At 59.9% G+C, this 13599-nt stretch carries 7 protein-coding genes; 5 read left to right on the top strand and 2 right to left on the bottom strand.

Going from position 1 to position 13599, the window contains the following annotated elements:
• Positions 1 to 150: 150 nt before the first annotated feature.
• Together glnE and QMX98_RS25110 are read right to left on the bottom strand one after the other, a co-directional pair.
• Positions 151 to 3090, bottom strand: a complete 2940-nt coding sequence (glnE, locus tag QMX98_RS25115; protein ID WP_010464304.1) for a bifunctional [glutamate--ammonia ligase]-adenylyl-L-tyrosine phosphorylase/[glutamate--ammonia-ligase] adenylyltransferase — start codon at positions 3088 to 3090, stop codon at positions 151 to 153.
• Positions 3087 to 3212 carry a hypothetical protein gene (locus QMX98_RS25110; protein ID WP_256580097.1) on the bottom strand — a complete coding sequence of 42 codons (126 nt, stop codon included), beginning with the start codon at positions 3210 to 3212 and terminating at the stop codon, positions 3087 to 3089. Before QMX98_RS25110 ends, glnE begins: the two co-directional genes overlap by 4 nt.
• A gap of 262 nt (positions 3213 to 3474) precedes the next feature.
• Between QMX98_RS25110 and aceE the strand changes: the two genes are divergently transcribed.
• From aceE to msrA, 5 genes are all read left to right on the top strand, one after another.
• A complete protein-coding gene (aceE, locus tag QMX98_RS25105; protein WP_010464306.1) occupies positions 3475 to 6120 on the top strand; it encodes a pyruvate dehydrogenase (acetyl-transferring), homodimeric type in 2646 nt (881 codons plus the stop codon).
• Between the two features lie 11 nt (positions 6121 to 6131).
• Positions 6132 to 8087, top strand: coding sequence for a dihydrolipoyllysine-residue acetyltransferase (aceF, locus tag QMX98_RS25100; RefSeq protein WP_282411528.1), 1956 nt, complete (start codon positions 6132 to 6134; stop codon positions 8085 to 8087).
• 270 nt (positions 8088 to 8357) lie between these two features.
• Positions 8358 to 9752 carry an alkaline phosphatase D family protein gene (locus QMX98_RS25095; RefSeq protein ID WP_282411527.1) on the top strand — a complete coding sequence of 465 codons (1395 nt, stop codon included), beginning with the start codon at positions 8358 to 8360 and terminating at the stop codon, positions 9750 to 9752.
• A gap of 193 nt (positions 9753 to 9945) precedes the next feature.
• Positions 9946 to 12639 carry a GGDEF and EAL domain-containing protein gene (locus QMX98_RS25090; RefSeq protein ID WP_083375203.1) on the top strand — a complete coding sequence of 898 codons (2694 nt, stop codon included), beginning with the start codon at positions 9946 to 9948 and terminating at the stop codon, positions 12637 to 12639.
• A 208-nt stretch (positions 12640 to 12847) separates the two neighbouring features.
• Complete coding sequence (gene msrA, locus QMX98_RS25085; RefSeq protein ID WP_083377249.1) at positions 12848 to 13495, top strand: peptide-methionine (S)-S-oxide reductase MsrA; 648 nt, start codon at positions 12848 to 12850, stop codon at positions 13493 to 13495.
• Positions 13496 to 13599: the final 104 nt, after the last annotated feature.

The raw sequence follows: 13599 nt of genomic DNA, 5'->3' as shown, positions 1-13599 counted from the left end.
GCTCGGTCCATAAAAAAAACCATTCTATCTGGGGGGCCCGCGCCGCCCCGCGAAGGGGCCGTCACATCCAGCAACGATGGCGACTGACACCCCGCCTTCGCGAGCAGGCTCGCTCCCACATTTGAATCTTGTTGCTTCAACTCGCGCGTTTCAGCTTAACCCTAGTTCACGCCAGATCCGCAATACCTGCCGACGCTCATCGACAAACTGGTCACCCGGTATCACCCCCGGGTCCTTCTGCAAGGCCTGCCGGTGGGCGGCGGAACGGTAGGCCTTGTAGGCCTCGCGTAGCAGGCTGGCGTCTTCGGCAGGCATCAGCCCTTCGTGTTCCAGCTCTTCCAGAATGCGGATGTTATCCGTCCAGCGCAGCAATGGCGGGTGTGTTTCGGACCACGCCAGGGCCGCGTATTGCACCATAAATTCAATATCGACGATACCTCCGGCGTCCTGCTTGAGATCGAACGGCGCCGTGGCCTCGAAGGCATTTGCCGCCGTGCCGGCTGCGGTGCTCTTGCTACCGAGGTTATCGCGCATCTTGGCGCGCATCTCGCTCACCTCCTGACGCAAGGTCGCCAGGTCCCGGTGTTTGCCCAATATCGCCGCGCGCACCTTCTCGAATGCCTGGCCGACATCCTGGCTGCCCACCAGCACCCGGGCCCGCACCAGTGCCTGATGTTCCCAGGTCCAGGCTTCGTTTTCCTGGTAGCGGGCAAACGCCCCCACCGAACTCACCAGCAATCCCGAGGCACCGGAAGGTCGCAGGCGCATATCGACTTCATACAGCTGGCCAGAGTTGGTCTGTGTGGTAATCAAATGAATGATCCGCTGCCCCAGCCGGGTGAAGAATTGCGCGCCGTCGATAGGTTTCGCCCCATCGGTTTCCGCCTGCGGATCACCGTCATGGATGAACACCAGGTCAAGGTCCGAACCATGCCCCAGTTCCAGCCCGCCGACTTTCCCATAACCGACAATAATGAAGCCCGGATCGCACAAGGTGCCGTCGGTGCGCAATGGCGTGCCATATTTGGCCACGGTCTGACGCCAGGCCAGGGCCAGTACTTGTGCGAGGATCGCTTCAGCCAGCCAGGTCAGGTAATCGCTGACTTTCATCAACGGCAGGCTGCCGGCGATTTCCGAAGCGGCGACCCGCAAGCGGTGCGCCAGTTTGAAATGGCGCAGGGCTTCCATTTGCTGTTCGAGGTCGTCTTCGGGAATCCGCGTCAGGCGCTCGCGCAACTCGGCGGCCAGTTCCGGCGCCAGGGGGGGCTTGAACAATCGACCTTCATTGAGCAATTCGTCGAGCAGCAGCGGGAAGCGGGTGATCTGCTCGGCGATCCATGGGCTTGCCGCGCACAAGGTCAGCAAACGTCGCAGCGCGCCGGGGTTCTCGGTCAGCAGCACCAGATACGCCGAGCGACGGGCCACCGCTTCAACCAACGGCAGCACGCGCTCAAGTACCAGATCCGGATTGGCATGCTCGACCGCCTGAGCCAGCAAACGCGGAATAAATGCATCGAGGCGTTCGCGCCCCAAGCGCTGCATCGCGCGCAACTGCGGGCTGCTGCGCAAACCGGCCAACGCTTTCAGTGCCTTGGTGGCATCGGCAAAACCGCCCTCTTCCAACTGGCGGCAGGCGGCTTCTTCATCCTGGGCCTCCTCCCACAGCGGCAGCCATTCACCGCCGACCACCACTTCGCTTTCGGTGCCTTCCTCTTCATCGGGATCGGCGATCACTTGTCCAAAGTGCCAGGCCACGCGGCCTCGCCAATACATAAGCTGCGCATGGAAAGCCTCCCAGTCAGCGAAGCCCAACATAAAGGCAATGCGCGCCTGATCCTGCGCACCGTCCGGCAGCATCTGGGTCTGGCGGTCGGCAATCGCCTGGATCGCGTGCTCGGTGTACCGCAGGAATTCATAGCCTTCGCGCAGCTCGCTGATCACCGCCGGCGGCAGGTAGCCCTGACCTTCCAGGGTGCTCAGTACTTTTAATAAGGGGCGTTGCTGCAGGCTCAGGTCGCGACCGCCGTGGATCAGCTGGAACGCCTGGGCGATAAACTCCACTTCGCGGATGCCGCCCGAGCCGAGCTTGATGTTGTCGGCCATGCCTTTGCGCCGCACTTCCTGCTGGATCAGCTGCTTCATGGTGCGCAGCGCTTCGATCGCCGAGAAGTCGAGGTAACGCCGGTAAACGAACGGGCGCAGCATCTCTTGCAGTTGCGCGCCGGCCACTTGATCGCCAGCCACCACCCGCGACTTGATCATCGCGTAGCGTTCCCAGTCGCGGCCCTGGTCCTGGTAATACTGCTCCAGCGCGTTGAAGCTCAACACCAGGGCACCGGCCGAGCCGTAAGGCCGCAGACGCATGTCGACCCGGAATACAAAACCGTCGACGGTCATCGGGTCCAGCGCCTTGATCAGGCGCTGGCCGAGACGAATGAAGAATTCCTGGTTATCCAGCGAGCGTTTCACGCCGACGGTTTCGCCGCCCTCGGGGTAGGCGAAGATCAGGTCGATGTCCGATGACAGGTTGAGCTCCACTGCGCCGAGCTTGCCCATACCGAGGATGACCATCTGCTGCGGCTCGCCGCTGCGCCGGCCGGTGGGCACGCCGAACTGCTGGCAATGCCGCGAGTACAACCACTGATAGGCCTGATCGATGCTCGCATCGGCCATGTCCGAGAGGTCGCGGCAGGTCTGGACCAGATCAGCCTGACGAGTCAGGTCGCGCCAGATGATCCGCACTTGCTGACGGGTACGCTGACGGCGCAAGGCGCGACCGAGCTCGTCATCGGTTTCGGCCGCATTCACCGCTGCCGCGATCTGCCCGCACAACTCGCCGGGTGCAAAGCTGCGGTCCAGTTCGCCGGACTGCACCAGCGCCAGCAACATCAAGGGGTCACGCACACTCTGTTCGGTCACGAAATCGCTGGCGGCGGTGACGCGGGCGAATTGCGCCCAGCGCTCAGCTGTCCAGGCAGACAAGCCATGGTCATCTTCCAACTCGGCAACGGCGGTACGGAACGACTGCTCGGCGCGGGTGACAAACGGCAGGAGAATGCCGGGCAGTTCGGCAAGCGGAGGGAGGCTCATGGTCTATCCTTGATCGGCGTGTAGAGGGCGGCATGTAGTGATTTTTCAAAACGCACTACGTGATCGACTGTCGAACAAAGGTTAGAAATAGCTGAAATTTCTTTATTTTTGGCAGGCAGCATCAAGCTTTCACCTTTTTCGGTTGGCAAAAGACCAACCTTAACGATTATTCTCACAACGCAGCCGGAGGCCACAAGCCGCTCATCTGTAGTTTTACTACTCGTATATACATCCAGATAGCTGAAATGCCCGATGATTTGTAGTAAAACTACACGCCGCCGGAACCTACCACTCGGCAATCCAAGAATTTATATCGTCTGCCCACAAGGCCAGTCGCAAACTCAGGCAACCGATTCTGGAAGCCTTTCCGCCCTGGAGCAAGCCATGCAAGACCTCGATCCCGTCGAAACCCAGGAATGGCTGGACGCCCTGGAATCGGTTCTCGACAAAGAAGGCGAAGACCGCGCTCACTATCTGATGACCCGTATGGGCGAACTCGCAACCCGCAGCGGTTCGCAGTTGCCTTACGCCATCACCACGCCATACCGCAACACCATTCCCGTTACCCACGAAGCACGCATGCCTGGCGACCTGTTCATGGAACGCCGCATTCGCTCGCTGGTACGTTGGAACGCGATGGCCATGGTGATGCGCACGAACCTGAAAGATTCGGACCTGGGCGGTCACATCTCCAGCTTCGCCTCCAGCGCCACCCTGTATGACATCGGCTTCAACTATTTCTTCCAGGCCCCGACCGATGAACACGGCGGCGACCTGATCTACTTCCAGGGCCACACCTCGCCAGGCGTTTACGCCCGTGCGTTCATGGAAGGCCGCATCACCGAAGACCAGATGAACAACTTCCGCCAGGAAGTCGATGGTCAAGGCCTGTCTTCCTATCCGCACCCTTGGCTGATGCCTGATTTCTGGCAGTTCCCTACCGTATCCATGGGTCTGGGCCCGATCCAGGCGATCTACCAGGCACGTTTCATGAAGTACCTGGAAGCCCGCGGCTTCATCCCTGAAGGCAAACAGAAAGTCTGGTGCTTCCTGGGCGACGGCGAGTGCGACGAGCCAGAATCCCTGGGCGCGATCTCGCTGGCTGGCCGCGAGAAGCTCGACAACCTGATCTTCGTCATCAACTGCAACCTGCAGCGCCTCGACGGCCCGGTTCGCGGCAACGGCAAGATCATTCAGGAACTCGAAGGCGTTTTCCGCGGTGCTCAGTGGAACGTGACCAAGGTCATCTGGGGCCGTTTCTGGGACCCACTGCTGGCCAAAGACGTCGACGGTATCCTGCAACGTCGCATGGACGAAGTCATCGACGGCGAGTACCAGAACTACAAAGCCAAAGACGGCGCGTTCGTGCGTGAACACTTCTTCAACTCGCCAGAACTCAAGGCGATGGTTGCTGATCTGTCCGACGACGAGATCTGGAAACTCAACCGTGGCGGCCACGACCCGTACAAGGTCTACGCGGCGTACCACGAAGCGGTCAACCACAAAGAACAACCGACCGTCATCCTCGCCAAGACCATCAAGGGTTATGGCACCGGTGCCGGCGAAGCGAAAAACACCGCGCACAACACCAAGAAGGTTGATGTTGAAAGCCTGAAGCTGTTCCGCGATCGTTTCGACATTCCGGTTCGCGACGAAGAGCTGGAAAACCTGCCGTTCTTCAAGCCAGAGCCAAACAGCGCCGAAGCCCGCTACCTGAGCGAGCGCCGCACTGCACTGGGCGGTTTCGTGCCACAGCGCCGCGCGCAAAGCTTCAGCGTGCCGACGCCGTCACTCGATACCCTCAAGGCGATTCTTGATGGTTCGGGCGACCGTGAAATCTCCACCACCATGGCCTTCGTGCGGATCCTCGCGCAGCTGGTCAAGGACAAGGAAATCGGCCCGCGCATCGTCCCGATCATCCCGGACGAAGCCCGTACCTTCGGTATGGAAGGCATGTTCCGTCAGTTGGGCATCTACTCGTCCGTCGGCCAGCTCTACGAGCCAGTCGATAAAGACCAGGTGATGTTCTACAAGGAAGACAAGAAGGGCCAGATCCTCGAAGAAGGCATCAACGAAGCGGGCGCCATGAGCTCCTTCATTGCAGCCGGTACTTCGTACTCCAGCCACAACCAGCCAATGCTGCCGTTCTACATCTTCTATTCGATGTTCGGCTTCCAGCGCATCGGCGACCTGGCTTGGGCTGCAGGCGACAGCCGTACCCGTGGCTTCCTGATCGGCGGCACCGCCGGCCGGACCACGCTGAACGGCGAAGGCCTGCAACACGAAGACGGTCACAGCCACATCCTGGCTGCCACCATCCCGAACTGCCGCACCTTTGATCCAACCTACGGCTACGAGCTGGCGGTGATCATCCAGGACGGCATGAAGAAGATGACCGAAGAGCAGCAGGACGTTTTCTACTACATCACCGTGATGAACGAGTCCTATCAGCAGCCAGCCATGCCGGCCGGTGTCGAGGAAGGCATCATCAAGGGCATGTACCTGCTCGAAGAAGACACCCGCGAAGCGGCGCACCACGTTCAGCTGATGGGCTCCGGCACCATCCTGCGTGAAGTCCGTGAAGCGGCGAAAATTCTGCGTGAAGAGTTCAACGTTGCCGCCGACGTCTGGAGCGTTACCAGCTTCAACGAACTGCGTCGCGATGGCCTGGCCGTCGAGCGCACCAACCGTCTGCACCCGGGCCAGAAGCCTAAACTGAGCTATGTCGAAGAGTGCCTGAACGGCCGTAAAGGTCCGGTCATCGCGTCTACCGACTACATGAAGCTGTTCGCTGAGCAAATTCGTCAGTGGGTCCCGTCCAAGGAATTCAAAGTCCTGGGCACCGACGGTTTCGGCCGCAGTGACAGCCGCAAGAAGCTGCGTCACTTCTTCGAAGTCGACCGTCATTTCGTGGTGTTGGCAGCCCTGGAAGCCTTGGCTGACCGTGGTGACATCGAACCTAAAGTGGTGGCCGAGGCCATCGCCAAGTTCGGGATCAACCCGGAAAAACGCAACCCACTGGACTGCTGAGGAGACACTCTGTGAGCGAACTCATTCGCGTACCTGACATCGGCAGCGGTGAAGGTGAAGTAATTGAACTGTTTGTGAAGGTCGGCGACCGTATCGAAGCCGAACAGAGCATCCTGACGCTGGAATCGGACAAGGCGAGCATGGAAGTCCCTGCTCCCAAGGCCGGCATCGTCAAAAGCTTGAAAGTGAAGCTGGGCGATCGCCTGAAAGAAGGCGACGAACTGCTGGAACTGGAAGTCGAAGGTGCCGCTGCTGCGGCCCCTGCGGCTGCCGCTGCGCCGGCTGCGAAAGCTGAAGAGAAACCGGCTGCTGCGCCTGCCGCCGCCGCTGCTCCAACGCCAGCAGCCGCGCCTGCTGCCGCTTCGGTTCAGCAAGTGCACGTCCCGGATATCGGTTCGGCGGGCAAGGCCCAGATCATCGAGATCCAGGTCAAGGTCGGCGACACCGTCGAGGCTGATCAGTCGCTGATCACCCTGGAATCCGACAAGGCCAGCATGGAAATCCCATCGCCTGCCGCTGGCGTGGTCAAGGCCATCAGCGTCAAGCTCAACGACGAAGTCGGTACGGGTGACCTGATTCTGGATCTGGAAGTGGCGGGTGCTGCGGCCCCTGCTGCTGCCGCGCCAGCCCAGGCTGCTGCCGCTGCTCCGGCGCCAGCCGCTGCAGCCCCGGCCGCACCGGTTGCCGATAGCGTCCAGGACATTCATGTCCCGGACATCGGTTCGTCGGGCAAGGCCAAGATCATCGAAGTACTGGTCAAGGCCGGCGACACCGTCACCGCCGACCAGTCGCTGATCACCCTGGAATCCGACAAGGCGAGCATGGAAATTCCATCGCCTGCCGCTGGCGTGGTGGAAAGCGTTTCCATCAAGCTGGATGACGAAGTCGGTACTGGCGACCTGATTCTGAAGCTGAAAGTCAAAGGCGCTGCGCCGGCCGCTGCTCCGGCTCCAGCCGCTGCTGCACCGAGCGCTCCTGCACCGGCCGCCGCAGCACCTGCTGCTCCGGCACCTGCCGCACCCGCGGCTGCACCGGCCAAGCCGGGCGCCAAGGTTCACGCTGGCCCGGCTGTACGCCAACTGGCCCGTGAATTCGGCGTCGAGCTGAGCGCCGTCGGCGCCAGTGGCCCGCACGGTCGCATCCTCAAAGAAGACGTGCAGGTTTACGTCAAAGCGATGATGCAGAAGGCCAAGGAAGCACCGGCCGCTGCTGCCGGCGCAACCGGCGGCGCGGGCATCCCGCCGATTCCGGTCGTGGACTTCAGCCGCTTCGGTGAAACCGAAGAAGTGCCGATGACTCGCCTGATGCAAATCGGCGCGTCGAGCCTGCACCGCAGCTGGCTGAACATCCCGCACGTGACTCAGTTCGATTCGGCTGATATCACCGACCTGGAAGCGTTCCGCATCGCTCAGAAAGCCGTCGCAGAGAAGGCCGGCGTCAAGCTGACCATCCTGCCGCTGCTGCTCAAGTCGTGCGCGCACCTGCTCAAGGAACTGCCGGACTTCAACAGTTCGCTGGCGCCAAGCGGCAAGGCGATCATCCGCAAGAAGTACGTGAACATCGGCTTCGCCGTCGACACCCCTGAAGGCCTGCTGGTACCGGTCATCAAGAACGTCGACCAGAAAAGCCTGTTGCAACTGGCAGCCGAAGCCGCTGCGCTGGCCGCCAAAGCCCGCGACAAAAAGCTCACCGCTGACGACATGCAAGGCGCCTGCTTCACCATTTCCAGCCTCGGCCACATTGGCGGCACCGGCTTCACGCCGATCGTCAACGCGCCGGAAGTGGCGATCCTCGGTGTTTCCAAGGCAACCATCCAACCAGTCTGGGACGGCAAAGCCTTCCAGCCGAAACTGATGCTGCCACTGTCGCTGTCCTACGATCACCGCGTGATCAACGGCGCTGCTGCTGCACGCTTCACCCAGCGTCTGAGCAGCCTGCTGGCGGACATCCGTACCATCCTGCTGTAACACCGGCCGGCCCTCCTTCATCGGAGGGCCCGTCGCGTTCCATGTTTTCCGAGCGCCACGCTCGTACCTCAACCCCGCCAATTTGGCGGGGCTTTTTTTGCCTTGAACAAAGTAATTTCCTACAGCCGTGGCTTACAACGCCCACAACTCATGGCGGCTTTCGCTCGATATTTTTTGCCGTTTAATAACTAGGCTTAGTTCGACAGCATTTTCTTTTAAATACTGAAAACCTCATTTTCTTAGTTAACGTTATTTCGAACGGATTCGAACATGTTTAAACCAACTGTCGGCCCTATTATTGGCCACACTACAACTAACCACGTACGTATTTTTTTGCGGGGAGAACGTCAAGATAACTCGCTGGTATTTGCCGGCATTCGTTATCGGCGCGCGGGGGAAGAGCGTTGGTCGCAAGGTGTCTTTGCCAAACTGTCGATCTTGCGCGATATGTCCGATGTGATTGCACTCAACAACCTCGCCACCGATACCGACTATGAATACCAGGCCGGATGGTTCAGCCCCATGAGCCCGGTGCACACCGTGGAGACCGTTCAGGAACTGCCGCTGCAATGGCCACGGGAGATTTATCGCTTTCGCACCCTGTCCAGCAAAGCCAACACACCGAGGGCGTACATCGTCGGCTCATGCCGCTACCTGCGCATGACCGCAGGCATCCCTTCGGCACCTCATCTGGGCGACCGTATTTTTGCCTCGATCACCGAACTTGCGCAGCAGGCCGAGCCGCCCATCAGCGCGATGTTAATGACGGGTGATCAAATTTATGTCGATGATCTGAACGTTATTGCTCCCGACCGGGAATACAAGGAAATACTCAGCAAATATCGCGCGGCTTTTTCCCAACCGAACATCGCCCGATTAATGTCCAATACCTCGACTTATATGATCCTCGACGATCATGAAATAGAAGACAACTGGCCCACCAACGAAAGCAAGGCCGATGCCTATTTATATAAGAACGCCATGGCAGCCTATGAGATATACCAAGCCAGCCACAGTCCGGCGCATGACTTATTACCCAGCGGGCAAGTAAGCCGAAAGTTGGAACAGTATTGGTATCAGTTCGCCGAAGGCGATATTGAATGGTTTGTCACCGACAGCCGAACCCGTCGTAACTTGTCGCCCAATGATCGACGCATCCTCGACGATGAGCAGGAACAGGCGCTGTGCAAATGGCTGATCCACAGCCCGGCCCGGGTCAAGTTCGTGGTCACCAGCGTGATGTTCTACCCCGACCGCAAACTCAACGGCGATGACGCCTGGAAAGCCTTCCCGGAACAACGCCTGCGGTTACTGGAGACGATTCGCACGCATCGCATCAAGAACGTCATCTTCGTTTCCGGCGATGTCCACGGCTCACTGACCAGCCGCCTGACCCACAGCGAGGATCCGGACTTCGACGTGCACACCATCGTCTCGTCCCCGCTGTGCAACAGCAAATTGCTGCCCTATGCCTCCGAGTCCACCTTCATTCTGAACCAGGCGCTGGCACGTACCGCAGCGGGAGATTATCGACATGAATTGACCAGCAAGGTGGTCAGCGAAGACAACTTTGCTCATCTGGTGGTGGATCGGGAGCAGATTCAGGTCAGTTACCACGACCGGAACGGCCGACGCCTGCAATCGATCAACATCCCGCTGCACTAAGGAAAATGAAGGCCAAATGCATTAGTTTTCGGCCCTGGCTGGAGAAATCCTCGCCCCTGCCGACATATTCTTATAGCACTTGGCCTTCATGTCTCTTGTCAGTCAGTGTCGCAATGATGCAACCTTGCCGCAGGCAACAGTAAAGAGGGCGAGAGCCCGGCGCGATCAGCACATTCGAAGCGAGTTTCCCTCAATGAAAAGCCAACCTGATGCCGCCAGCCGTATGGTGGCCGAGGTAGTGACGCAATTGCCTGTGCCCTCGCGGCTCGGCATGCTGCGTTTCGAACGGCTGAATGAAGCTAGCTGGGCACTCCTGTTTCTCGATCCCAATTGCGAACGACAATTTGGTCTGCCGGCCGTGGAGCTTTGTGCCTTGGTCGACTCGCCTTATGCCAGCCTGATGGAGCCTGAAGCGCGCTATCAACTGCACGACGCGATTCAGCAGCAACTCAGAGAGAGCCCGCATTACCTGATCCGCTACAACCTGCACACCGCCAAAGGCTCCTTGAGCCTGCTCGAACTGGGCGAAGCCTACCGACAACACAATCGACACCTTCTGCGCGGTTACCTGATGGTCGTGGACGGCTTGTTCGAGGGTGAACCGCTGCTGCCGTCGCTGGACCTGGAAACCCAGAACTCGCGCCTGCAAATCGCTCTGGAACTCAATCAGCGCGCCCAGTTGGAACAACTGCAGCATCTGGATCGGGTCCGCGCCCAGCAAGACTTGATCCTGCTGCTGACCCGCCAGCGCTACAGCACCAACAATTCCCTGCAAGAAGCCGCCGAACTGATTACCCGCAGCGCTTGCGACATCTATGAAATCGACTGCGCCAGCCTGTGGAACCTCGAAGGCTCGCTACTGGTGCCGATCTCGGCCTATCACCGCACCTCCGGGGAATATCAGCTGCCGGAACCGATCGACGTCAGCGGCTTCCCGGATTACCTCGACGCCTTGCACGGCAGCCGCGCCATCGATGCGCACAACGCCATTCGCGATCCGCGTACCCGAGAAATGGCCGAACACCTGCGCCCGCGCGATGTGAACGCCATGCTCGACGCCAGTATCCGCGTCGACGGCCAAGTGGTCGGCGTGCTGTGCCTGGAACAGACTGGCGCGACCCGTGCCTGGCAGTCGGATGAAATCGCCTTCGCCGGCGAGCTGGCCGATCAGTTCGCCCAAGTCATCAACAACCACAACCGCCGCACCGCCACGAGTGCCTTGCACTTGTTCCAGCGGGCGGTCGAGCAAAGCGCCAACGCGTTTTTGCTGGTCAATTGCGATGGCGTGGTGGAATACGTCAACCCGAGCTTCACGGCGATCACCCAGTACACCACCGAGGAAGTCCACGGCCAGCGGCTATCGGAACTGCCTGCGTTGGAGAACCTCAGCGAACTGCTGTTCGACGCACCGTCGGCGCTGGCCAAGAGCAACAGCTGGCAGGGCGAGTTCAAGAGCCGGCGCAAAAACCTCGAACCCTACTGGGGCCAGTTGTCGATTTCCAAGGTCTATGGCGACAACCGAGAGCTGACGCACTACATCGGCATCTACGAAGACATCACCCAGACCAAGCTCGCCCAGCAGCGCATCGAGCGCCTGGCCTACACCGACAATCTGACCAACCTCGGCAACCGCCCGGCGTTCATCCGCAACCTCGACGAACGCTTCGCCCGGGACAGCGATACGCCGATCAGCCTGCTCCTGGTGGACATCGACAATTTCAAGCGCATCAACGACAGCCTCGGCCACCAGACCGGCGACAAACTGCTGATCAGCCTGGCCCGGCGCCTGCGCAACAGCCTGAGCCCGAGCGGCAGCCTGGCGCGATTCGCCAGTAACGAATTCGCCGTGCTGCTGGACAACACCGACCTCGCGATGGGGCAGCACGTCGCCAACCAATTGCTGGCGACCCTCGACAAGCCGATGTTCGTCGACAACCAGTTGATCAGCGTCACCGGCTCCGTGGGCCTGGCCTGCGCGCCGCTGCACGGTCGCGATCCACAGACATTAATGCGCAACGCCGGCCTGGCGCTGCACAAGGCCAAGGCCAATGGCAAACACCAGGTCCAGGTGTTCACCGAAGCACTGAACGCCGAGGCCAGCTACAAGCTGTTCGTGGAAAACAACCTGCGCCGCGCCCTGACCCAGAATGAGCTGGACGTGTTCTATCAGCCCAAACTGTGCCTGCGCAGCGGTCGCCTGCTGGGCATGGAAGCGCTGCTGCGCTGGAACCATCCGGAAAAGGGCATGATCCGCCCGGACCAGTTCATCAGCGTTGCCGAAGAAACCGGCTTGATCATCCCGATCGGCAAATGGATCGCCCGCCAGGCCTGCCGCATGAGCAAAGACCTGACCGCCGCCGGCCTGGGCAATCTTCAGGTGGCGATCAACTTGTCGCCCAAGCAGTTCTCCGACCCGGACCTGGTGGCGTCCATCGCCAACATCCTCAAGGAAGAAGCGCTGCCGGGGAACCTGCTGGAGCTGGAACTGACCGAAGGCCTGCTGCTGGAAGCCACCGAAGACACCCACTTGCAGCTCGATCAACTCAAGCGCCTGGGCCTGACCCTGGCCATGGACGATTTCGGCACCGGTTACTCGTCGCTCAGTTACCTGAAAAAATTCCCGATCGACATCATCAAGATCGACCGAAGCTTCATCCACGAAATCCCGGACAACCAGGACGACATGGAAATCACCTCCGCGGTGATCGCCATGGCCCACAACCTGAAACTCAAAGTTGTGGCGGAAGGGATCGAGACGGCCGAGCAGCTTGCGTTCTTGCGTCGCCACCGCTGCGATGTCGGCCAGGGCTACCTGTTCGACCGCCCCATCCCCGGCGCCGAGCTGATCGAAAAGCTCAAGCGCTACCCACGCGGGCCGCTCGTCTGACAGCACACCGCAAAATCCCTGTGGAACACCGTAATCCCCGGTGGGAGCGAGCCTGCTCGCGATAGCGGTGTGTCAGTCGCCATCAATGTTTAATGTCCCGCCGCTATCGCAAGCAGGCACGCTCGCACAGGGGTAGTGCGTAACCGGCCGGCATTGGGCAAACTGCGTGTCTGACAATTCACATTCAACCTGACTGAGGGGACTGATGATGGTCTTGCGCTCGGAAATCCTGGTGAACAAAAACGTGCTCCCTACCAAAGAACAAGCTCTGCCCGGCCGTGAAACCCCGATGACCGTGCCGGAAAAACACTTCGTCCACGACGCCCCACTGCTGGGCCCGTTCGCGATGGACGTGGATTTCGCGATCTTCGGCCTGGGCTGCTTCTGGGGCGCGGAACGCAAGTTCTGGCAACGTGAAGGCGTGGTCAGCACGGCGGTGGGTTATGCCGGCGGTTTTACCCCGAACCCGACCTATGAAGAAGTTTGTTCGGGCCTGACCGGCCACAGCGAAGTGGTGCTGGTGGTCTACGAACCGGCCAAAGTCAGCTACGAAGAACTGCTGAAAATGTTCTGGGAATTGCACAACCCGACGCAAGGCATGCGTCAGGGCAACGACATCGGCACTCAGTACCGCTCGGTGATCTATGCGACCAACCCGACGCAACTGGCCGCCGCCAAGCACAGCAAGGACGTGTTCCAGGCTGAGTTGACCAAGGCCGGGAAAGGCGAAATCACCACCGAAATCGAAGAAGCGCCGACGTTCTACTTCGCCGAGGCGTATCACCAGCAGTACCTGGCGAAGAACCCTGAAGGGTATTGCGGGATTGGTGGTACGGGCGTTACCTGCCCGATCTAACTCTCGGGCCCTGAAAAGCTTCGCGGGCAAGCCTCGCTCCTACGGGATTATGTCGATCACAAAATTGTGCTCAGATATCGATCCCTGTAGGAGCGAGGCTTGCC

The organism is Pseudomonas sp. PS02303 (assembly GCF_029959925.1).
GTDB lineage: Bacteria > Pseudomonadota > Gammaproteobacteria > Pseudomonadales > Pseudomonadaceae > Aquipseudomonas > Aquipseudomonas mandelii.
The sequence above is the reverse complement of the archived record's forward strand: the minus strand, read 5'-3'. Positions and strand labels throughout refer to the sequence as shown.

What these genes read in the sequence shown, in the direction of transcription:
- glnE (WP_010464304.1), bottom strand. Translation starts at nt 3,090, where the DNA reads ATGAGCCTCCCTCCGCTTGCCGAACTGCCCGGCATTCTCCTGCCGTTT.
- QMX98_RS25110 (WP_256580097.1), bottom strand. Translation starts at nt 3,212, where the DNA reads ATGCTGCCTGCCAAAAATAAAGAAATTTCAGCTATTTCTAACCTTTGT.
- aceE (WP_010464306.1), top strand. Translation starts at nt 3,475, where the DNA reads ATGCAAGACCTCGATCCCGTCGAAACCCAGGAATGGCTGGACGCCCTG.
- QMX98_RS25095 (WP_282411527.1), top strand. Translation starts at nt 8,358, where the DNA reads ATGTTTAAACCAACTGTCGGCCCTATTATTGGCCACACTACAACTAAC.
- QMX98_RS25090 (WP_083375203.1), top strand. Translation starts at nt 9,946, where the DNA reads ATGAAAAGCCAACCTGATGCCGCCAGCCGTATGGTGGCCGAGGTAGTG.
- msrA (WP_083377249.1), top strand. Translation starts at nt 12,848, where the DNA reads ATGGTCTTGCGCTCGGAAATCCTGGTGAACAAAAACGTGCTCCCTACC.